This window comes from Snodgrassella sp. W8158 (genome assembly GCF_016100435.1).
GTDB classification, from domain to species: domain Bacteria; phylum Pseudomonadota; class Gammaproteobacteria; order Burkholderiales; family Neisseriaceae; genus Snodgrassella; species Snodgrassella alvi.
Window position 1 is genome coordinate 870,176 of the sequence record NZ_JACFSM010000001.1, and the last position, 20,359, is coordinate 890,534.

General features: G+C 42.9%; 16 protein-coding genes, 1 tRNA gene and 1 other RNA gene. 8 read left to right on the forward strand and 10 right to left on the reverse strand.

Features of this window, described 5'->3' with window-relative positions:
• Nucleotides 1-153: 153 nt before the first annotated feature.
• The 3 genes from mutS to H3V11_RS03885 all read left to right on the forward strand — a co-directional run bounded on the left by mutS (nucleotide 154) and on the right by H3V11_RS03885 (nucleotide 4,303).
• Entirely contained in the window at nucleotides 154-2,766 is a 2,613-nt protein-coding gene (gene mutS / locus H3V11_RS03875) for a DNA mismatch repair protein MutS (protein ID WP_198223631.1), read from the forward strand.
• A 70-nt stretch (nucleotides 2,767-2,836) separates the two neighbouring features.
• Nucleotides 2,837-2,913 (forward strand) — tRNA-Met (locus H3V11_RS03880).
• 697 nt (nucleotides 2,914-3,610) lie between these two features.
• Nucleotides 3,611-4,303, forward strand: a complete 693-nt coding sequence (locus tag H3V11_RS03885; protein ID WP_084586028.1) for a DUF2461 domain-containing protein — start codon at nucleotides 3,611-3,613, stop codon at nucleotides 4,301-4,303.
• A 359-nt stretch (nucleotides 4,304-4,662) separates the two neighbouring features.
• Here H3V11_RS03885 and H3V11_RS03890 read toward each other — a convergent pair whose 3' ends face one another.
• The 5 genes from H3V11_RS03890 to H3V11_RS03910 all read right to left on the reverse strand — a co-directional run bounded on the left by H3V11_RS03890 (nucleotide 4,663) and on the right by H3V11_RS03910 (nucleotide 9,080).
• On the reverse strand, nucleotides 4,663-5,163 hold the full coding sequence (locus H3V11_RS03890; RefSeq protein WP_144363187.1) for a GNAT family N-acetyltransferase: 501 nt from the start codon (nucleotides 5,161-5,163) through the stop codon (nucleotides 4,663-4,665).
• 202 nt (nucleotides 5,164-5,365) lie between these two features.
• A complete protein-coding gene (locus tag H3V11_RS03895; protein ID WP_025331730.1) occupies nucleotides 5,366-6,016 on the reverse strand; it encodes a DUF421 domain-containing protein in 651 nt (216 codons plus the stop codon).
• 510 nt (nucleotides 6,017-6,526) lie between these two features.
• Nucleotides 6,527-7,162 carry a hypothetical protein gene (locus tag H3V11_RS03900; RefSeq protein WP_078475192.1) on the reverse strand — a complete coding sequence of 212 codons (636 nt, stop codon included), beginning with the start codon at nucleotides 7,160-7,162 and terminating at the stop codon, nucleotides 6,527-6,529.
• Nucleotides 7,163-7,335: 173 nt separating this feature from the next.
• Nucleotides 7,336-7,944, reverse strand: a complete 609-nt coding sequence (gene prfH, locus H3V11_RS03905; protein WP_100126081.1) for a peptide chain release factor H — start codon at nucleotides 7,942-7,944, stop codon at nucleotides 7,336-7,338.
• Nucleotides 7,944-9,080, reverse strand: coding sequence for an RNA ligase RtcB family protein (locus tag H3V11_RS03910; RefSeq protein WP_025331733.1), 1,137 nt, complete (start codon nucleotides 9,078-9,080; stop codon nucleotides 7,944-7,946). Before H3V11_RS03910 ends, prfH begins: the two co-directional genes overlap by 1 nt.
• Nucleotides 9,081-9,562: 482 nt before the next feature.
• Between H3V11_RS03910 and H3V11_RS03915 the strand changes: the two genes are divergently transcribed.
• The 3 genes from H3V11_RS03915 (at nucleotide 9,563) to H3V11_RS03925 (ending at nucleotide 11,226) form a co-directional block, all read left to right on the forward strand.
• Nucleotides 9,563-9,709 carry a hypothetical protein gene (locus H3V11_RS03915; protein ID WP_198210111.1) on the forward strand — a complete coding sequence of 49 codons (147 nt, stop codon included), beginning with the start codon at nucleotides 9,563-9,565 and terminating at the stop codon, nucleotides 9,707-9,709.
• A 174-nt stretch (nucleotides 9,710-9,883) separates the two neighbouring features.
• Nucleotides 9,884-10,504, forward strand: a complete 621-nt coding sequence (locus tag H3V11_RS03920; RefSeq protein WP_025331735.1) for an L-threonylcarbamoyladenylate synthase — start codon at nucleotides 9,884-9,886, stop codon at nucleotides 10,502-10,504.
• A gap of 65 nt (nucleotides 10,505-10,569) precedes the next feature.
• Nucleotides 10,570-11,226 carry a site-2 protease family protein gene (locus H3V11_RS03925; RefSeq protein ID WP_025331736.1) on the forward strand — a complete coding sequence of 219 codons (657 nt, stop codon included), beginning with the start codon at nucleotides 10,570-10,572 and terminating at the stop codon, nucleotides 11,224-11,226.
• 158 nt (nucleotides 11,227-11,384) lie between these two features.
• Here H3V11_RS03925 and prmC read toward each other — a convergent pair whose 3' ends face one another.
• On the reverse strand, nucleotides 11,385-12,197 hold the full coding sequence (gene prmC, locus H3V11_RS03930; protein ID WP_370524665.1) for a peptide chain release factor N(5)-glutamine methyltransferase: 813 nt from the start codon (nucleotides 12,195-12,197) through the stop codon (nucleotides 11,385-11,387).
• 39 nt (nucleotides 12,198-12,236) lie between these two features.
• Nucleotides 12,237-13,670 carry a magnesium transporter gene (gene mgtE / locus H3V11_RS03935; RefSeq protein WP_025331738.1) on the reverse strand — a complete coding sequence of 478 codons (1,434 nt, stop codon included), beginning with the start codon at nucleotides 13,668-13,670 and terminating at the stop codon, nucleotides 12,237-12,239.
• Between the two features lie 345 nt (nucleotides 13,671-14,015).
• Here mgtE and H3V11_RS03940 point away from each other — a divergent pair, with 345 nt between their 5' ends.
• Entirely contained in the window at nucleotides 14,016-14,909 is an 894-nt protein-coding gene (locus H3V11_RS03940; RefSeq protein WP_078475196.1) for a LysR family transcriptional regulator, read from the forward strand.
• 35 nt (nucleotides 14,910-14,944) lie between these two features.
• On the opposite strand, the gene H3V11_RS03945 is transcribed toward H3V11_RS03940, so the two are convergent.
• The 3 genes from H3V11_RS03945 to H3V11_RS03955 all read right to left on the reverse strand — a co-directional run bounded on the left by H3V11_RS03945 (nucleotide 14,945) and on the right by H3V11_RS03955 (nucleotide 19,826).
• The gene (locus H3V11_RS03945; protein WP_084586768.1) at nucleotides 14,945-15,934 is read right to left on the reverse strand and encodes an aldo/keto reductase; all 990 of its coding nucleotides are present in this window, start codon (nucleotides 15,932-15,934) and stop codon (nucleotides 14,945-14,947) included.
• A gap of 246 nt (nucleotides 15,935-16,180) precedes the next feature.
• On the reverse strand, nucleotides 16,181-17,881 hold the full coding sequence (dld, locus tag H3V11_RS03950) for a D-lactate dehydrogenase (RefSeq protein WP_100115734.1): 1,701 nt from the start codon (nucleotides 17,879-17,881) through the stop codon (nucleotides 16,181-16,183).
• A 103-nt stretch (nucleotides 17,882-17,984) separates the two neighbouring features.
• Entirely contained in the window at nucleotides 17,985-19,826 is a 1,842-nt protein-coding gene (locus H3V11_RS03955; protein ID WP_037393778.1) for an ABC transporter ATP-binding protein, read from the reverse strand.
• Nucleotides 19,827-19,969: 143 nt separating this feature from the next.
• On the opposite strand from H3V11_RS03955, the gene rnpB reads away from it, so the two are divergent.
• Nucleotides 19,970-20,330, forward strand: an RNA gene (rnpB, locus tag H3V11_RS03960) — RNase P RNA component class A.
• The last annotated feature ends 29 nt before the right edge of the window (nucleotides 20,331-20,359 follow it).

The following is a 20,359-nucleotide window of genomic DNA, read 5'->3' on the forward strand; positions in this document are numbered from 1 at the left end:
TATTTTTACATCATTATGACAGTCCGTCACGCTTTTAAACAATGAACTACTGAATAACTGATTTTAGGCAGTGATATTTGGCGTTGTATAAACTGAATGTAAACACTCTGTTACAATAGCGTTTTTTTAATCAATTCAAATATTCTCCACATTATGAGTAAACCCGCCCTCACACCGATGATGACGCAATACCTGTCTATTAAGGCTGAACATCAGGACAAATTACTGTTTTACCGGATGGGCGATTTCTATGAACTGTTTCTGGAAGATGCCGTTGAAGCAGCCCGTCTGCTGGATATAACGCTGACTACTCGCGGACAGATTAGCGGAGAACCGGTCAGAATGGCCGGTGTACCTTATCATGCAGCCGAACAATATCTGGCAAAGCTGGTAAAACTGGGTAAAAGTGTAGCTATTTGTGAACAAACGGGTGAAGTGGGGGCAAATAAGGGACCGGTAGAACGGCAGGTTGTACGTATTGTTACACCGGGTACGGTGACTGATACGGCATTACTTGAAGATAAAGAGACCAACCGTATTGCGGCCGTTTCTTTATTGAAAAAACAGCTTGGCATAGCGTGGCTTTCGCTGCAAAGCGGAGAATTCAGATGCAAAATCATTACTCCTGAAGCATTGCCTAATGAGCTGGCACGTTTGCAGGCTGCAGAAATACTGCTTTCTGATCAGACTCAGGAAAAATTGAATCTTAGTGGCTATGACCGGCAACTAACCCGGTTACACGCATGGCAATTTGCTGCTGATACCGGTGCCCGTATGATTGAGCGTTATTTTGGCAGTCAGGATTTACGTGCTTTCGGTTTACAACAGGGAGTGCATGATGCAGCAATCGGTGCTGCGGGTGCTTTGCTGAACTATGTACAGCAAACTCAAATGCAGTTACCTAAACATTTAGACAGCCTGTCACTGGAACAGGAATCTGCTTATATTGGTATGGATGCGGCAACCCGCCGCAATCTAGAATTAACTCAGACTTTAAGCGGTTTAAAAGCACCGACACTATTTTCTATTTTAGACCAGTGTGCAACTCATATGGGCAGCCGTCTGCTGGCACAATGGTTACATCAGCCATTGCGTCAGCGTCAGCAAATTATAGCCCGGCAACAGGCAGTTACAGATTTAGCCTCTCAGCAGGCACAGGTAACATCCATGCTAAATCAGGTAGCTGATATTGAACGTATTGCCGCACGAATTGCTATTGGCAGTGCCCGCCCTCGTGATTTATCTGCTTTACGGGATAGTTTGACTATTCTGGCAGAATTTCGTTTAGAAGAATCCGGCCAGAGTAGCAGCCTGATACAAACTCTGCTGGAACAGTTTCCACCTGCCGCACCTATTGCCGAGCAGTTAAATATGGCGATTATGCCTGAACCGTCGATATGGTTGCGCGACGGTGGGGTGATTAATGATGGCTTTGATGCGGAACTGGATGAATTACGCCGTTTACAGAATCATGCAGATGAGTTTTTACTGCAATTGGAAAACCGGGAACGGGAACGCACAGGTTTATCCAGTTTGAAAGTTGAATTTAACCGTGTGCATGGTTTTTATATTGAATTGAGCAAGGTACAGTCTGAACAGGCTCCGGCAGACTATCAGCGACGCCAGACTCTGAAAAATGCAGAACGTTATATCACGCCTGAATTAAAAGATTTCGAAGAAAAAGTATTAAGTGCACAGCAAAATGCACTGGAACGGGAAAAACAGATATATGACAAGCTGTTGCTGCAATTACAAAGTGAACTGCCGGTATTACAGCGCTGTGCCCGTGCGGCAGCCAGTCTGGATGTATTAAATACACTGGCCAGATATGCATGTACCGAACATTACTGTTTTCCGGAATTGGTAAACTATCCATGCTTACAGATTAAAAATGGCCGTCATCCGGTAGTGGCTGCGCAAGTTAAACAGTTTACTGCCAATGATACGCGTCTTGATGAAAAACGGCGCCTGATGCTTTTAACCGGCCCGAATATGGGGGGTAAATCTACTTATATGCGACAAGTAGCCTTAATTGTGTTACTCGCGCATATTGGTGCTCCGGTACCTGCAGACAGCTGTACATTGGGAGAATTTGACCAAATATTTACCCGTATTGGTGCTTCGGATGATCTGGCAGGTAATCGCTCTACCTTTATGGTAGAAATGTCGGAAACGGCTTATATTCTGCATCATGCAACAGAACAATCGCTGGTATTAATGGATGAAGTTGGCCGTGGCACATCTACCTTTGATGGTCTGGCTCTGGCGCAGGCCATTGCAGAACATTTACTGCAAAGAAATCGCAGTTATACTCTTTTTGCTACCCATTATTTTGAGTTAACCCGCTTACCTGAGCAGCATGCACACGCATTCAATATGCATCTTGCGGCTTTGGAACAAGGACAGGATATTGTTTTTCTGCATCATATTGAATCCGGCCCGGCAAGTAAAAGTTATGGGATAGCAGTAGCGAAACTGGCCGGACTGCCGGCGCGAGCACTAAATGCCGCTTACCGCCATTTACAAACACTTGAACAGCATGCAGCTTCCGAGCAGCCGCAACTGGATATGTTTCAGGCTCAGGCAGCAGACAGCGAAGAAGAAACCATGATGGATACAGATATTAATCATGTTGCTATATCGGCAATTCCTGCTGATTTATGCGCTCAGCTAAATGCATTAAAGCCTGATGAACTGACACCTAGAGCAGCACTGGCTGCTATTTATGATCTGGTGAACTGCTGGCAAAATCATCAGTCATCATAAAAGATGCATAGAAAATCGGTTTTTTAGTTGACATAAGGCTGATTATCCGTATAATGACTCCCTTACCAGACGCGGGGTGGAGCAGCACGGTAGCTCGTCGGGCTCATAACCCGAAGGTCGTAGGTTCGAATCCTGCCCCCGCATCCAGATTCCTAAAATGTCCTGTTTTAAACAGGACATTTTGCTTTATCCATTCTCTGAACATCATTTCATTAATTTAAAAATAGATATTTCTGGTTTTCGATTGCCGATTTACTTATTTTTTATCATTCTTTGCGATTTATCTTAATTATCCATTTCACAACAAGCTGATTGATACAACTAGATTCAATATCTGACTAATAAAATGTAAAGCAACAATATCAAGGATGCAGGTTTAATAGCTTTAAGCATAAAAAGGCAGAAAAGATATGCAAAATCTTTCCGTACTGAGAATATTTTCAGATATCGAAAAATATCTTAATTAGACATATCAATCACATATTAACCTGTAAAGTTAACAATATTATTTTCACATGCATCACTGCACGGTATATATATTTATTAAATCTTTCAAAGTCTCAGTAATATTGGTTATCGGTTCAAAGCTTCCATGATTAATATCAGATATCCGTAAAACTTTAGATTAATTATATGAGACTCGACACGGAAAGACTGGAATGTAAACAGCAATGTTATGTTCTGATGAGCTCGGTAATCAGAAATTACATTAAAAAATTAATTTTCAACCAGTTTATTTACTCTGCCTGAATACTGGATTAACTCTAATTACTTAGGTAAGATAAAAATGAAGTAAGTAATCCGAAAATCCCGTGCGTTTTCTGGAATATTTAAAGGGTGATTAATGTATAAATTCAACGGATTTACGCAGGCTGGACTCAATTTTTTACAAGATATCCGGATTAATAATAGTAAGCCGTGGTTTGATGAGCATCGTTCAATTTATGACCATGAATTGATACAGCCATTTCGGGCACTGGTTGAACAGTTAACCCCTGAAATGTTGAAAATCGACAAAGAATTTGAAACTCGCCCGGCTATTGGTAAAACGATATCACGTATTCATCGTGATACCCGTTTCTCAAAAGATAAATCTCTTTATCGCAGCCGTTTATGGCTGACATTCAAACGTCCAAGCCGCGACTGGAAAGTGGCACCTGCCTATTTTTTTGAAATTAGTCCCGATACTTATCGATATGGGCTTGGTTATTATTGTGCACCCAAACAAACCATGGATATTTTCCGTGAAGAAATACTGAATAAACCGGAAGTGTTTTTAAAAGTGATGAGGTGTGTGAAGAAACCGTTTGAGCTTGTTGGTGATAGTTATAAACGTCCTTTAATTAAAGAGCAGGATAAAAAGATTGCAACATGGTACAACCGGAAAAGTATTGCTGTAATGGCAACCAGTCATCATATCGAAGATATACTTGACAGGGATTTACCAAATAAACTGACCCAAGGCTTTAAACAATTATTACCACTTTATGATTTTTTAATGGATGTAGAATTCATTAAGAATATTTCCAAGTTATAAATATTCTCATCAATATAAAATGATTTTTATTATTTCCCGTATACCTTTTAATTTCTGAAACAATATAGCTATAGGGCTTCTTATAATTATTAGTTTTGAATTCTATATTTTCGGCTGGAATACCTTGTAGATATCTGCTCAGAACATCACGCACTAACATTCGGGTTACCCAATATTGGTATTTATACTTGTTAAAGAATAATTTTTGCCACTGCTCCAATTCCTGATAATTCAAAAATTGGACATAGTTGGTCAAAGCAAATTCGGGATTTATTTCTTCATTATAGGTAAACCAGATGTGTATTTCATTTTCTGCTATCTTTATAAAGTTTTCTACTTAACAGAGGTCTCAATAAAAATCAAAGTGGTTTATACATATGGTAATTTATCAGTACCTGATTTTCTCTGGATATTTTGTTAGCCTGCTTTATTATAAAACCCCATTTTTTGAAAATTGGCATGGCCACTTTTGAAGCATCTACACTTAATTGTGAAAGCTTTTTCTGGTGGGCCAAGTTAAGCACATGGTCATAGAGTTTTCTGGCTATGCCACGCTTTTGAAAGTCAGGATGCACGTAAAAACAGTCTATGTAACCATCATCTTTAAGTTCTATAAACCCCGCAAGGCGTGAGCCAAAGATAGCCATCCAAGGCTGAGTGTTATCTAAACGTTTTAACCACATCTGATAATCTGGTGGTGTTGGGCACCATGCTTCTTGCTCTGCTTTGCTATAAATATCAGTATCAATAGCATGAATAGTCGAATGAAACAAATCGCATATTTCATTGGCATAGAGTGGAGAGTATGGTTTTACTTCGATTTCAGATGCAGCATTACCCAACTTGTTTTCTATTTTCATTATGATTCGTTCCAGCAAGACTTTGCACTTTATTATCACCAACATTGATATGTTATCGCATATTTGCTGAGAAATTCATTATCACTGCAAAATACCGGGTATTGCTGCCGGTAACAGCCAGCTAAGAATCAGAAAAACTTTTTATCTTAATACGATGCCACATGATAAATGGCATAAAATTTACAAACTAAGTTTAATCAAACTAGTTTCCGCTACTTTTTTGCACATCCGGATAAACCCAAAGCTTATTATCATGCACTTCTGCCAGAAAAACATCATCCAGTTTTTCTCCTAACCGGTTCAGCTCATTTTCCAGCCATTTTTCGTCATGCCCCAGAGATTTTAAACTTGGGTAATTCACTACTCCATTTTCTACTACAACAACGGCCATGGAGGGATCACCTTTTTTTACTACGGTCATCTGACCATTATATTCAAACCAGACATCACTGAGCGCTTCCAGACTGTTGTAGCCACGCTGATGCAGTAACATAATAAAATCACGGATAGACAGTTTTGCTTTACGAAAATTCTGTGAAAGTACGATTCCATTTTCCATTAAGCGTATAGAGGTACCGTCAACAAAATCTTTAGCAATATTGCGCTTAAATGTGGTGTAACGTACCAGTAACAATAATCCTGCCCAAAAAATGGAAGCACTCATAAGTAGGGTAATACTTATGGACGGATTATATAGCGGACCGCCAATAATTGCCCCTAAAACCACGTTACCTACCTGATCAATAGCAGAAATGGGCGCCAGAGACCCTTTACCGGATAAGTTGATGTACACTAACAGAATACAAAATGCGACCAGCATTTTGAAAATGATATTGAGATAGATGGGATTCATTAACGGTTCCTTTTAAACAATAATAACCGCAGCTTCAGATAAATAAACATAAATTATTGATTTTAATAAATAAATGTATCATGAAATCAATAAAAGATATTATTCTGAATATCGCTCAATATCCTAAAGTAATTAATATTTATAATATTAGAAACACAATAATAAAATATATATTTATTATCAATAGTTTATATTGTAATTTTAAGGTAAATTTCAATGTTTAATTTGTTTAAAATTATGTAATTAATTAATAATGCTTTTGGTTGAAATTTGGTCTTGATAAGGCAATATTGTTTTTGGCTGGATTATTTTAGTTATATTTTTATCGTTCTTGCCAGATATTTTCAGACGAAGGTTTTAAAAATTTGAATTCTGATGCGGAGAAAACCAGATTTAGTTACCCGCATCAGGTTATATAACGGCACTGATAAGATTATCAATAGCTATCATCGCATTAAAGCAGCTAAGAATTTACGGAAAAGTTTTCATTATCTGTTAATGTAACAAATGCTATCTAAATACAACTAATTTTTTATATCTTTGACTTATTGAAGTAATTAATGTTTTTATTTGCTCATCTATATCAGTAAAAAGATAGAAATTATGTAAACGCGGATAGTGTTTGATAAATATATTGCCTTTTTGGGTTCCGGCCGGGCATAAATTAAACGCTAATGTATTCGACGTTAAAATAATACTCATAAAATCATCCCAATAAAAAATACCTTCCATGTCAACAGATTTGATTAAGATTCCTTCTTCAAAAAACACATAATGATATTCAGCAGGCCAGTTAATTTCTTGGTATAATTTTTTTAACCTTCTGATTTCACGAATTATTCCGACAATTTGTGCTATAGATATCAGTAAAAATATAATCACGAGTATCTGAATAGATTCTATAACTGTTCTAGGTATTGCATTTTCCTCTAAAAAAAATTTTTGCAAATAAAAACATGCAATATCGATGATATAAATAATTACGCCGCTAAAAAAAATTTTTTTAGGAAAATATATTTTAAATATCTCCCGGGATATTTGAGGCGCCGGTGATTGATTTTCTTCTAATTTAATATTCTTGGTAAATAAATATGTTGCCGTATCAGGATCGAAAGCAACATAAGGCTCTAATATATATTTTTTCATTATGACATTTAATTAATTATGTAAATTAATTTATTTTATCAAAAACCAGATTTATTTATATGATATATGTCAATATTCACTTTTTTTGTAAATTTATTCTAAACGGATACTCGGTAGATTAATGTTGAAAATAAAACAGGCAACTATGAAGATATCAGGTTGCCTGCTTACTACTACAAAGCTTTAAAATCCATGCCAGTAAATATTCGTACCGGATTGCCACGGACTATCTGATGATGGTGTTTATGATGAACCGCCTTATTTCTTGCCTGCAATCGCTGTTCCTGCTGTAACAGCTTATGCTGGAGCAACAGTACAGCTAGTTTTTTATTAGCATGCTGGCTGCGCTCTGATTGCACTTTAACACTAATACCGCTGGCTGTATGTGTTGCTCTGACAGCTGATTCTGTTTTATTAACGTGCTGTCCGCCTGCTCCGGATGAACGCATGGTTTCAAACACAATTTCATCAGAGTACTGCTGAACAACTGGATTAAAACAACTTGCTCCGATAAACCAGTTTTTTCGTTTGTGCTGCGGACGATAAGGGCTGATACAAATCCATTGAATAGTACCCTGCCACATATCAGCCAGTGCGCTGGCCTGAGTACCTTCTAAGCTCACCAGTACCGAATGCAGCCCGTGTTTAGCCGGTTCCTGTTCCAGAACTTGTACTTCAACCTGTTTCTGTTTTGCTTCATATTGTAAACGTGCTAATGCTTTGACAACGGCGAGACAACATTCAGCCGGTCCGTAAGCAGCAGATAATTGCAAAAGTTGCATTATTTCTTCTCCGTCTGAACTTTATAAGTAATTACTGGTTTAAGGCGTGCTACCGGTCTGATTAGCTGAGCCTGAACCATGGCTGCGATTACACTTTCAATTGATTTATATGCCTGAGGGGCTTCTTCATATAACAGTTCACGATCACAGCAGATTACTCTGCTGCCATGTGCTGTACGGGTTAACTGTTCTGCTGTATAGCGTTCTGCCAGCCTGCCCTTACAGGCAGAGCGCTGCCATTTACGCCCTGCACCGTGTGCCAGTGAATATAGTGAGGAAACGGTATCCAGTGGTTGTACCAGATAGCTGAAATCACCACGTGAACCAGGAATAATCACTAATCCCCTGTTGGCAGGCGCAGCACCTTTTCGGTGCAACCAGCCATACTCCTTATTGATTGTTACCGGTTCTATAAAGTTATGGCTGATATCCAGCAGTTTTTGCCCCTGCTCACGCAGGTTAGCCAGAATACGTCTGCCAATCAGCTCGCGGTTCTGCTGTGCATAATCCAGAGCCAGATTGTGTTGCATCAGATATTCTTTACCGGCAGGACTATCGGCGATTAATCCCTGATGTCCGTACTGGCGGGTATGTTTATCCAGAATCATGCCGCCCAGCCCGCGTGAACCACTATGTACCATCAGTTGCAGGTGCTGTTTATCCAGTCCGGCCTCCCGGATAATTTCCGGTGCATAAACTGTCTCCAGCATTTGCAGTTCTGCAAAATGGTTACCGCTGCCAATGGTTCCTGAAGCATATGTATGATTATTTAATGGCAGAATTTCCGGCCATAAAGCTGTACATTCTGTGATTGATAGCGGCTGGTCAATATTATCCAGACGCTTAATCAGCTTAGCCTGATTCATTGCCCGGATTTTAACTGTGGTTTGCCATAATGCCATTCCGCAGCCAATATCCCCGCCAATCAGTGCCGGATAAAGATACTGAGTAGTAAAAAAAGCTGCACCTACCGGATAACCACGGCCGGGATGTAAATCCGGCATACCGGCAACGTATTTAATATCGGGAAGTTTTGCAGTTGTCTCTAGCTGCCGGATGGCTTCGCCCTCTAACCAGAGTTCTGGTGATGTAATCAGGGTAATATTGTCCGCCAGCTGCTGAATAGAATTGCCCATTCTGATCCATTCCAATTATTTTATTTGGTAATAAGCAAGCAATAGTCAGCCATGTTCATCATAAATGAACAGGATTTGCATGCTGAGTAATAAATTGGCAGGCCGTAGCCAAGGATCAGGATGTAATCAGCCCTGGATTGACCTGCAAGGGATAGGTAGTACAAACATAATTATTCCTTTCCGTTGCAATGTTGATAATTTGACAGAGTGGCGTACTGTAAATCAGGTTTTACAGGTAGTCAAAAATAATCAGCGATTTTTATGTCAATGAGCTGATTATAATTAGTGTTTTGTAGTTATTTCACCACTAATACACTAATCCGGTACTTTTGACACAATTATTTTCAATTAAATTAATCATTAATAATAATTCATACTCTGATATTAATCGGTAACCACGTTTCCTGCATTAATTTAAAAATCTGCGCCGGGTTAAAACTTCCAGAACTGCTGCCCGTCAGTGGAACGGCAGTAGAAGCATAATGACGGGGATTAACGATATTTATAGTGGCAGTAACTCAGGCAGAAATGGAACAGTAACGCCGCAACATATTGATAACGGACAGAAATCATGTGCTCTGATAAGACAGTTTACCGGCACTGGTAGAGAATTTCAGGCTGAATGCTGAATTTTTCAGCAATTTTCTATTTGTGCTGATACCTGTCTGAATATGTGCTGGCTGTTTACTGCCGGTAATACTTCTAAATAAATAGTTAGTCGGACATATTATTCTCTGTTGGTGTGGCAGGCTTATGTTTACAATAACTGGTTAGATTGATAAATACAAAATGAGGAATTTTTTATGGCACAGTTTTTTGCTATCCATCCCACTGATCCTCAGGAACGACTGATTAATCAGGCAGCAGATATTGTTCGTGGTGGCGGAGTGATTGTTTATCCGACGGATTCCTGCTATGCACTGGGCTGCTTGCCGGGCAATAAACAGGCAATGGAGCGAATTTTACGTATACGCGGCATTGATCAGAAACATCATCTAACTCTGATGTGTCATGATCTTAGCCAGCTGGGCGTTTATGCGCGTGTAGATAATAGCCAGTTCCGGCTACTCAAAGCAGCAACGCCCGGAAGTTATACATTTATTTTGCAGGCCACCAAAGAAGTACCAGCACGTACTCTTCACCCTAAACGCAAAACCATCGGTTTACGTGTTCCGGACAATCGTATAGCTCTGGCTTTATTGCAGAATCTGAATGAACCGATGCTGTCATGTACACTGATGCTGCCTCATGATGATGAACCGTTAACTGACCCTTATGATATCCGGGATCAGCTTGAACATGAAGTAGATCTGGTGATAGACGGTGGCTGGTGCGGTACTGAACCTACAACCGTCATTGATATGACCGAGGATATTACGCTGATACGGCAGGGTAAAGGGGATGCTGCACTATTTGGTTTGTAAAATTTTCACTGGTATCATAACTGTTTTGATACAGAATTTTCTATTTGTATTTTAAGGATTTTACTTTGCAGAAATTTGATCTGGCTTTCTTACTTCTGGCAATCTTGCCGATTCTGCTTGGGCTTACGCTCCCGGAAGCAGTTTGTGGTTATGTGGCGCGCTTTTGCGGTGACCGTACAGCTGAAACGATGGGTCGGCTGAGTCTGAATCCGGCTAAATACATTGATATTGTCGGAACAATTATTATCCCGCTGGCAACTATGATTCTTTTGTCAGGCTTTCTCATGGTTGGCTGGGCCAAACCAGTACCAATTGACCCGCGAAATTTTAAAAACAGACGTCAGGGAGAGCGTCTGGTAGCCATTGCCAGCCCTCTGGCTAACCTGCTCTTATGTCTGTGCTGGACCATTGTTGTGATTATCAGTCAGTGGGTGCCGGAATATTTTGAGGAACCAATGGCAATGATGGGAATAATAGGTATCTATGTTAATGCTATGTTCTGCTTTTTCAGTCTCCTGCCGATTCCTCCGCAACCGGGTGCACGTTTTGTTGACAGTTTTCTGTCACCAAAAGCTTCGATGGAATACCGTAAACTCGAACCATATGGAACATGGATTATTCTGCTTTTGATTGTAAGTGGCATAATGTCGACTATTTTGTGGCCGTTTACCGATATTATTGTATCGCTGATGTCATCAATAATTGATATCTTCAGTGATTAATCTCTTCTGAGATCAGATGTAGTTTTCATTATTCAAAATTCTATTGAAATATTTAATTCGGCAAGAATATTTTTATATTCTTGCCGAATTATATTGATTACATCAATTTAAAATTAATTCTGGTGAATAAATGATTGGCTCATTGATTTACCAGGAAATTATTTTCTCTGTCCTAGTGTTACTCTTTCCAGACCTGCCAGATCAGGCTGTGTGTAAATCTGACTGAAATTATTCTGCGCTAACATTGTGCGAACTGCTTCTCCCTGATCAAAGCCATGTTCCAGTAATAACCAGCCATCAGGACGCAGAAAATGTGCAGCGCCGGTAATAATGGTTTGAAATGCAGTCAGACCGTTGTAATTATCGGTGAGCGCATGCTGTGGTTCAAAGCGCAAATCCCCCTGCTGCAAGTGTTGATCATGTACGGCAATATAAGGAGGATTGGATACAATTACGTCCACACTGTTAACTGCAGGCTGCGGCTGCGCCTGATACCATGAACCTTGTCCGAAAGATACGTCTGCCTGCAGGGCAGCAGCATTGGTACGCGCAACTGCCAGTGCTTCTGCACTGATATCAGCTGCCCATACCTGTGCATCAGGACGTTCACAGGCTACGGTAATCGCAATGGCTCCGCTGCCTGTACCTAAATCCCACACAACTCCGTGCTCAGGTAAATGTGCTAAAACCGCTTCTACGAGATGTTCCGTTTCCGGACGCGGAATCAGTACAGCTTCTGTAACTTGAAAACGCCTGCTGTAAAATTCACGCCATCCGAGCAGATAGGCCAATGGCTCACCAGCCAGCCGCCGTTGTGCCAGTTGATTCAGTCTGGTCTGATCTCTGCTGCTGATTAGCTGCTGACCATGGGCGATAATATAGCCATGACTGATATCCAGTACCTGCTGAAGCAGCATTCGTGCTTCCAGTCGCGGCAAACCGCAGTTGTGTAACCAGCTATCAAGAGTGATTGGCGTATCTGTATTCATTATCTATTCTTTAAGACAGGTTTATAACAAAAACAGGGTAGCCAGACCGAGAAAAATAAAAAAGCCGCCGGAATCTGTAACAGCAGTAATCAGCACACTGCTGCCAAGTGCCGGATCGCGGCCGGATTTTTGCATAATTACCGGTATCAGTACGCCGACCGTGGCAGCCAGTAACAGATTCAGTGTCATTGCAGCCACCATAACCAGACCAATACCTACGCTGTGATACAGGAAATAGGAAACAAGCCCCATCACAGAACCCCAGATAATACCATTTACAAGAGCAACACCCTCTTCTTTGCGCAGTAACCGCCATGCCTGACTGTTACTGATTTGTCCGGAGGTCATGGCGCGCACAATCATGGTAATGGTCTGATTACCGGAATTACCGCCAATACCGGCCACAATCGGCATCAGTGTTGCCAGCGCAACAATTTTTTCAATTGAGTTTTCAAACATACCAATTACACGGCTGGCAACAAAAGCCGTACACAAATTGACAGCCAGCCATATCCAGCGGTTTTTTACTGAATCCACTACCGGCGCAAACAGGTCTTCCTCTTCACGTAAACCGGCCATATTCAGCATATCGGTTTCTGATTCTTCACGAATCACATCCACCATTTCATCAACGGTAATACGTCCGATCAGTTTGCGGTTACTGTCTACTACTGGTGCAGTGACCAGATCATAGCGCTCAAATGCCGCTGCTGCTTCTTCAGCATCGTCTTCAGGACGGAAGGTAACCACATCATCGGCCATAACTGTCGAGACCAGTAAATCCGGATCGGCAACCAGCAGACTGCGTATGGGTAAAACGCCTTGCAGAACATCGTAATTATCGACTACAAAGATTTTATCGGTATGGTCGGGCAAACGTTCAAAACGGCGTAAATAACGCAATACCACCTCACAGGTTACATCAGCCCGAATACTTACCAGCTCAAAATCCATCAGTGCGCCAACCTGATTGTCTTCAAATGACATTGCCGCAGTAATTTGTGCCCGCTCTTCTTCATCACGGCTGCTGATGGCTTCATAAACAACTTCTTTGGGCAAATCCGGAGCCAGCTCGGCCAGTTCGTCTGCATCCAGATTATCCACAGCGGCCAGCAGTTCCTGCTGCGCCATGCTTTCAATCAGGGTTTCACGTACTGGATCAGAAACCTCCAGTAATACCTCACCATCTTCAGTAGGTGTAGCCAGCTTCCACACCAGCATACGTTCCTGTAGCGGCAGCGACTCCAGCAGGGTAGCCATATCGGCAGGATGCAGCTCGTGCAGAGCAGCAATCAGTTCAGTCAGTGCCTGTTCCTGCTCCGGTGTTTGCAGGTATGACTGAGTATGCGAATGGATATGCTCGGCAACCGGCAAAAGAATAGCAACCAGCTCACATATGTGATCGGTATCCAGATGCAGGCGTTCCAGTTCGCTGAGATTGCTATGGCTATCCATTGTATTGTTATCCTGTGTGTTGCACATCCAAACCGGAATGTTACCGCTGCAATGCCAGCAGTATATCCTGATAAAACAGCATTTTGCCTGTTATGATAAATTAAAGCCTGCTTGAGCAGGCTGTCTTTAATAATATTGTACACGGATTTTACCTGTTCGCGCCTCTCCTTCTTTGCGTTTATCACCACAAACTAAATTGCTAAGCTGCATAATCAGTGTATTTCACGGTAAGGTTTATATATTCTCTGTCACAGAATAAGGTTGCTGATGACACCACATTGTTTTAATGTATAAATTACATTACTGCTGCAAATTATGATTAAACTCAGCAGGGGGAATAGCAACATGCTCAGAGAAAATTTCAATGAATTTCAATATTTACTGACAATAGCCAAAGAGCGAAGTTTTACCAGAGCAGCCCGTAAACTGGGAATGACACAGTCTGCGCTCAGCCACGCGATTAAAGTTCTGGAGCAAAAACTGCAAACACGTTTACTGACCCGGACAACGCGCAGTGTGGCGCCTACTGATATAGGTGAACAGATAATTGCTTATCTGGAACCACGATTAAATGAGCTTGAATTTACATTACAGAATCTGGTTGAACAAAATGGTACAGCCAGCGGCAATATTCGGCTGTCTGTTAGTGAACATGCGGCAAATACGGTACTCTGGCCGAAACTGAAACCATTTCTGAAAGAACATCCGAAAATTAATGTTGAGTTATTTATCGATAACCATTTTGTAGATATCGTGCAGGATGGTTTTGATGCCGGAGTACGCCTTGGAGAGAGCCTCGAACAAGACATGGTAGCCATTAAACTGAGCTCTGAAATACGTCTGGCCGTTGTGGCATCAGCAGATTATTTCAAGACTCACGCTATACCGGCCACCCCATATGATTTACAGCATCATCAGTGTATCAATGTACGCTTACCCAGTGCCAATGCACTTTACCAGTGGGAGTTTGAAAAAGACGGCAAACCACTGCGTATTAAAGTAAACGGACAACTCACTTTCAATCAGTTGCCTGAGCGCATAGACGCCGTGTTATCTGGTTTTGGTATTGGCTACGTGCCCGAGGATATGGTCACAGCACTGGTGGCATCCGGTCAGCTGGTACAAGTACTGAAAGAATGGTGTCCTGCTTTTCCGGGCTATTACCTCTACTATCCCAGCCGCAAACAGCACCCCCGTGCCTTTGCTATGATGATTGATGCTTTACGACTAGTTGAATAAGGGAAACCATATGAGTCTCCCTTATTCTTTCCTGATTAACGCCCTACACGTGCCTGCAGGTCAGCAGGATAACGCTCACCCACAATAGAAACACGCTCCAGAGCCTGATTAATTTCAGCAACATCACTGGCAGTTAGCTGAATGTCGGCCGCAGCCAGATTTTCCTGAAGTCTGTCTGGTCTGGTAGTGCCCGGAATCGGAACAATCCATGGTTTTTGTGCCAGCAGCCATGCCAGCGCAATCTGAGCCGGAGTAACCTGATGAGCCTGAGCCAGTTTATTGATCAGAGTGTTCAGTTTTTCATTTGCTGCCAGTGCTTCAGGAGTAAAGCGCGGTACACGCCGGCGGAAATCATCGGCGGTAAATACAGTAGATGAATTAATGGTACCGGTTAAAAAGCCTTTACCCAGCGGGCTGAACGGTACCAGACCTATTCCCAGCTCCTGCAGCAATGGCAAAATTTCTTTTTCCGGCTCGCGCCACCACATTGAATACTCACTTTGCAACGCAGTCAGAGGCTGTACTGCATGAGCCCGGCGAATGGTAGCAGCACCGGCTTCAGACAAACCAAAATGTTTTACCTTTCCCTCAGCAATCAAATCCTTAACCGTACCGGCAACATCTTCAATCGGTACATCAGGGTCGACCCGATGCTGATACAATAAATCAATCACATCTGTTTGCAGCCGCCGCAATGAACCCTCGACTGCCTGACGAATATGCTCCGGACGGCTGTCTAAATTCTGCTGTTTATTATCATCACCAAACGTAAAACCAAACTTAGTGGCAATCACTACCTGTTGCCGGTAAGGTTTCAAAGCCTCACCGACTAATTCTTCGTTCAGATAAGGACCATAGACTTCTGCCGTATCAAAAAAAGTCACACCTTGTGCCACAGCAGAACGAATCAGCTCAATGGCTTTTCCGGTTTCTGTTGCCGCACCATATCCGAAACTCAGCCCCATACATCCCAGCCCCAAAGCAGAAACGGCCAGACGGCTACTGCCTAAATAACGTTGTTGCATCGTACTATTCCTTTTGTGATTAATCGCAGAAACAGCATAGTCTTTGCAGGCAACAGGATTAAGAGGTCTGAATTACTAAGGTTAATTAATACTATTCATAAATAATCAACTTGCCTTTTCATCAGTCAAAAAAAAACGCCTGACAAATCAGCAGGCGCTCAGCGGTATACTTCAGACGTAAATACTATCTTTTCCAAATACCTTTATCAGCAATGATTTTCAGAAAATACTGATTTATTTGTCAGCTTAATCAGCCCAGTATTTTTTCTTTGAAGTTTTACCAATACCCGGATTAAAGCTATTGGTAGGATCCAGCTGCCGGTAGAATTGCTTTAAAGCCGGTTTGGCATGATACAAGTGACCGACATTGTGCTCAGCCGGATACTGGGCTCCACGCTGATCAAGCAGTACCAGCATCTCATCTTCAACTTTGTTGCAATCGGTACCTTTACGGGCAATATAATCCTGATGGAAAACATGACAGAAAAAGTGGCCATAATACATTTTATGGATGAAATGCTGATTAATACTGTCAGGCAGGGTTTCAAACCATTCGCTGTCATTACGCCGTAAAGCCACATCCAGTGCAACAATATTTTCTACCGTATCGCTATGCACATTACGATAGGTAGTCGCTGCGCCGGCTGCGGCAAAACGATGCAGCATTGCCGCTTCGGCCTCTTTTTCATTACAGCGGAAATAACTACCGGTTTTCTGCTGGAAAAAAGTATTCAGAAATGCTTCTGCTTCCTCAATACCGTCATCAGCCATTTTCAGAATCAGATGGTGTTCGTAACGGTCGCGGTAATCACGAATGGACTGAGGTAAATGCTGCGGCAGAAATTTACACATAAATACCGCAAAATGGTCAGAAAAATTCTTCGGAAAAAACGGAATTTTTGCCATGATACGATCAACAAAATTCTTAAAGGCAAACAGACGCGGCATGGCATCCGTACCGAATTTCTGAATGGCAACAAAAGTATCTTTACCATATGCCGCAGCAATATCAAAAGCCTCACGGTGCATGTACTCACCGGAAACCGGCAGATTTTTAAACTTGCTGAGAATATGGCGGCGAATATCATCCAGCTCGTGGGTATCATTACTGCCGATATAGAAAACCGCAGATTTTTTCTCCAGCGGGAAAGTATCCAGACGAACAGCAAAGACCATCAGACGTCCGGCGCTGCCGGAAGCTTCATAATGCCGTGCCGGATCGGCATTAAAACGTGCCGGCGTATCTGCATCTATTTCGCGTACATGGTTGCGGTATTCGTGGTCATGTCCCATACCGGCATCATGTTTGATATCCTGATCGCTGTATTTATGATTTTGCAGATTCTGTAAAATAGTTTCCGGTTCATCGCCCAGTTCGATACCAAGATGATTTACCAGATGCAACTGACCGTTTTCATCCAGTTGAGCAAACACTGCCATCTGAGTATAAGCCGGACCGCGCTGAATCAGCGCACCGCCTGAATTGTTACATACTCCGCCCATCACGGAGGCACCAATACAGGATGAACCGATAACCGAATGCGGACCACGCTGATATTGTTTCAGCTCTTTTTCCAGACGGAACAGTGTGCTCCCGGGCAGACAGACTACCTGTTCGCCATTTTCAATCACCTGAATACCATCCAGCCGGCGTGTGCTGACAATGACAATCGGGCGATCATAATCATTACCATCCGGTGTCGAACCACCTGTCAGACCGGTATTGGCAGACTGAGTGATGACTATCACATCCGCTTCAACACAGGCTTTTAACACCCGCCACTGTTCCACCAGTGTACCCGGTATCACAACAGCCAGCGCATCACCAACTCCGAAACGAATACCCTGACGGTAAGGCAGAGTACGTGCGGGATCAGTCAGAGTATATTCATGCCCGACAATTCCCTGTAATGTGTGAACGAGGTCGGTATGTGTATTAATACCCATACTGCTTCTCCCTTTATTATGTAGTGACTTATTCCTAATTAATACAAACCATTTTAGAACAGTTATATATTAACGGAAAGATTTTTAACATATCTGATGTATATCAGGCTTCAGGCAAAAAACCACCGCTCTGCCGTTGCCACAGCATAGCATAAACACCATTTTTCGCCAGCAGCTCACTGTGTGTGCCCTGCTCAACTATCTGTCCTTTATCCATCACAATCAGTCGATCCATTGCGGCAATCGTAGACAGCCGGTGCGCAATTGCCACAACCGTTTTGCCCTGCATTAACCGGGTAAGATTTTCCTGAATGGCGGCCTCTACTTCTGAATCCAGAGCACTGGTGGCTTCATCCAGCAGCAGAATCGGCGCATCTTTCAGAATTACACGGGCTATGGCAATCCGCTGGCGCTGTCCGCCAGACAGCTTCACACCGCGCTCACCCACATGTGCATCATATCCATGTCTTGCTTTAGAGTCTTCCAGTGACGGAATGAAACCATCCGCTGCTGCCTGCTGTGCTGCCCGTATCATTTCTTCATCAGAGGCATCCGGACGCCCGTAAACTATATTGTCACGTACCGAACGGTGCAGCAGAGAAGTATCCTGTGTCACCAGCCCCAGTGCTGCACGCAGACTGTCCTGCGTTACATCGCGGATATCCTGCCCGTCAATCAGAATACGCCCGCCCTGTACATCATAAAAACGCAGCAGCAGATTGGTCAGTGTAGTTTTACCGGCGCCGCTGCGTCCGACCAGACCCACTTTTTCACCTGCGCGGATATGCAGATTAAAATCGCGCAGCAGCGGTTTATCCTCACTGTAAGAAAAGTTTACATGCTCAAAATCAATCGCACCCTGATTAACTGTTAACGGCAGTGCCTTAGGTTTATCAACAATAGCATGCGGACGGGATAGTATCTTCATACCATCTTCAACCGTACCGATATTTTCAAACAGACGCGCACTTTCCCACATAACCCAGCGTGAAAGACCATTAATCCGTGAGGCCATGGCTGTTGCTGTGGCAATAGCACCGACACCCACCTGCCCCTGCATCCACAGCCAGATACCCAGGCCGGCAGAACCGACTACCAGTAAAGTATTAATCATGGTACTCAGACTATCCAGCAGGGTTGCCAGACGCATCTGCGCATTCACGGTTACCAGAAATTCCTGCATTGATGCTTTGGCATAGGCGGCTTCACGCGCACTGTGTGAAAACAGCTTCACCGTAGCAATATTGGTGTAGGCATCAGTAATACGACCGGTCATCAGACTGCGGGCATCTGCCTGCCTTTGAGCAGTTTTAGACAGCCTTGGAATCAGAAATCTGAGTACCATGACAAACAGCACTATCCACAGAATAAAAGGCAGCAATAACCAGCTGTCCATACCGGCAAGTATTACCCCGCTGGTAACAAAATAAACCAGCACATAAACCAGCATATTGGCCACAGACATTACCGTATCACGTACCGCAAGCGCGGTTTGCATTACCTTGGCAGAAACCCTGCCAGCAAATTCATCCTGATAAAAACCCATACTCTGCCCGAGCATCAGGCGGTGGAAATTCCAGCGCAGGCGCATCGGAAAGGCACCCTGAAGAGTCTGAAACTGTACATTGGAAGAAAGAAATGACCAAATAATACTGAATATCAGCACAGCAGCCATCAGCAGCAGTTCATGTCCTTTTTCCGGCCATAACCTGTCTGGTGAATAAGCACCAAGCCAGTCGATTACCGTACCAAGGAAACGAAATACCAGTGCTTCCAGAATACCGGTACCTATGGTCATGATAACCATCAGCAGCAGCCAGGGGCGTGCTCCTTCCAGACAACTCCAGATAAACGGCAACACACCTTTTTTCGGCGGTTGCGGAAGCGTATCCGGATAAGTATCAATGCGGTTTTCAAACCAGCTAAAAAATCGGTTCAGTAACATATTGCGCGGGCTTTCTGCATAGGTGAGCCATAGCGGCTGTACCAGCAAATACGGCAGCCAGAAAAATAATAAGACAAATCATTATACATAATCTGAAATATAAATCAGCTATCAGTGGTTTGTGTTAGAATCCTGCAGGCACATCAGCATACCAGACAGTCGCTGTGCATAATATACATGCATGGAGGAAAGTCCGGGCTCCACAGAGCAGAATGCCGGCTAACAGCCGGGCGTCGTGAGGCGACGGAAAGTGGAACAGAAAGCATAACCGCCGATGGCTGTGGGAAACCACAGCACAGGTAAGGGTGAAATGGTGCGGTAAGAGCGCACCGTGCCGTTGGTAACAACGTGTAGCAGGCTAAACCCCATTCGGAGCAAGACCAAACAGAATGCACTGACGCTGCTCGCCGAGCATTCGGGTAGGTTGCTAGAGCGGCACAGTAATGTGCCGCCCAGATGAATGACTGTCCAAGACAGAACCCGGCTTATCGGTTGTCTGATGTGCCCCTCAGCATAATTGTTATTCACACAGT

What these genes read in the sequence shown, in the direction of transcription:
- H3V11_RS03940 (WP_078475196.1), top strand. Translation starts at nt 14,016, where the DNA reads ATGCTCAGAGAAAATTTCAATGAATTTCAATATTTACTGACAATAGCC.
- H3V11_RS03955 (WP_037393778.1), bottom strand. Translation starts at nt 19,826, where the DNA reads ATGTTACTGAACCGATTTTTTAGCTGGTTTGAAAACCGCATTGATACT.
- H3V11_RS03945 (WP_084586768.1), bottom strand. Translation starts at nt 15,934, where the DNA reads ATGCAACAACGTTATTTAGGCAGTAGCCGTCTGGCCGTTTCTGCTTTG.
- H3V11_RS03900 (WP_078475192.1), bottom strand. Translation starts at nt 7,162, where the DNA reads ATGAAAAAATATATATTAGAGCCTTATGTTGCTTTCGATCCTGATACG.
- prfH (WP_100126081.1), bottom strand. Translation starts at nt 7,944, where the DNA reads ATGCAACTTTTGCAATTATCTGCTGCTTACGGACCGGCTGAATGTTGT.
- H3V11_RS03920 (WP_025331735.1), top strand. Translation starts at nt 9,884, where the DNA reads ATGGCACAGTTTTTTGCTATCCATCCCACTGATCCTCAGGAACGACTG.
- H3V11_RS03890 (WP_144363187.1), bottom strand. Translation starts at nt 5,163, where the DNA reads ATGAAAATAGAAAACAAGTTGGGTAATGCTGCATCTGAAATCGAAGTA.
- H3V11_RS03910 (WP_025331733.1), bottom strand. Translation starts at nt 9,080, where the DNA reads ATGGGCAATTCTATTCAGCAGCTGGCGGACAATATTACCCTGATTACA.
- mutS (WP_198223631.1), top strand. Translation starts at nt 154, where the DNA reads ATGAGTAAACCCGCCCTCACACCGATGATGACGCAATACCTGTCTATT.
- H3V11_RS03895 (WP_025331730.1), bottom strand. Translation starts at nt 6,016, where the DNA reads ATGAATCCCATCTATCTCAATATCATTTTCAAAATGCTGGTCGCATTT.
- mgtE (WP_025331738.1), bottom strand. Translation starts at nt 13,670, where the DNA reads ATGGATAGCCATAGCAATCTCAGCGAACTGGAACGCCTGCATCTGGAT.
- H3V11_RS03885 (WP_084586028.1), top strand. Translation starts at nt 3,611, where the DNA reads ATGTATAAATTCAACGGATTTACGCAGGCTGGACTCAATTTTTTACAA.
- H3V11_RS03915 (WP_198210111.1), top strand. Translation starts at nt 9,563, where the DNA reads ATGACGGGGATTAACGATATTTATAGTGGCAGTAACTCAGGCAGAAAT.
- dld (WP_100115734.1), bottom strand. Translation starts at nt 17,881, where the DNA reads ATGGGTATTAATACACATACCGACCTCGTTCACACATTACAGGGAATT.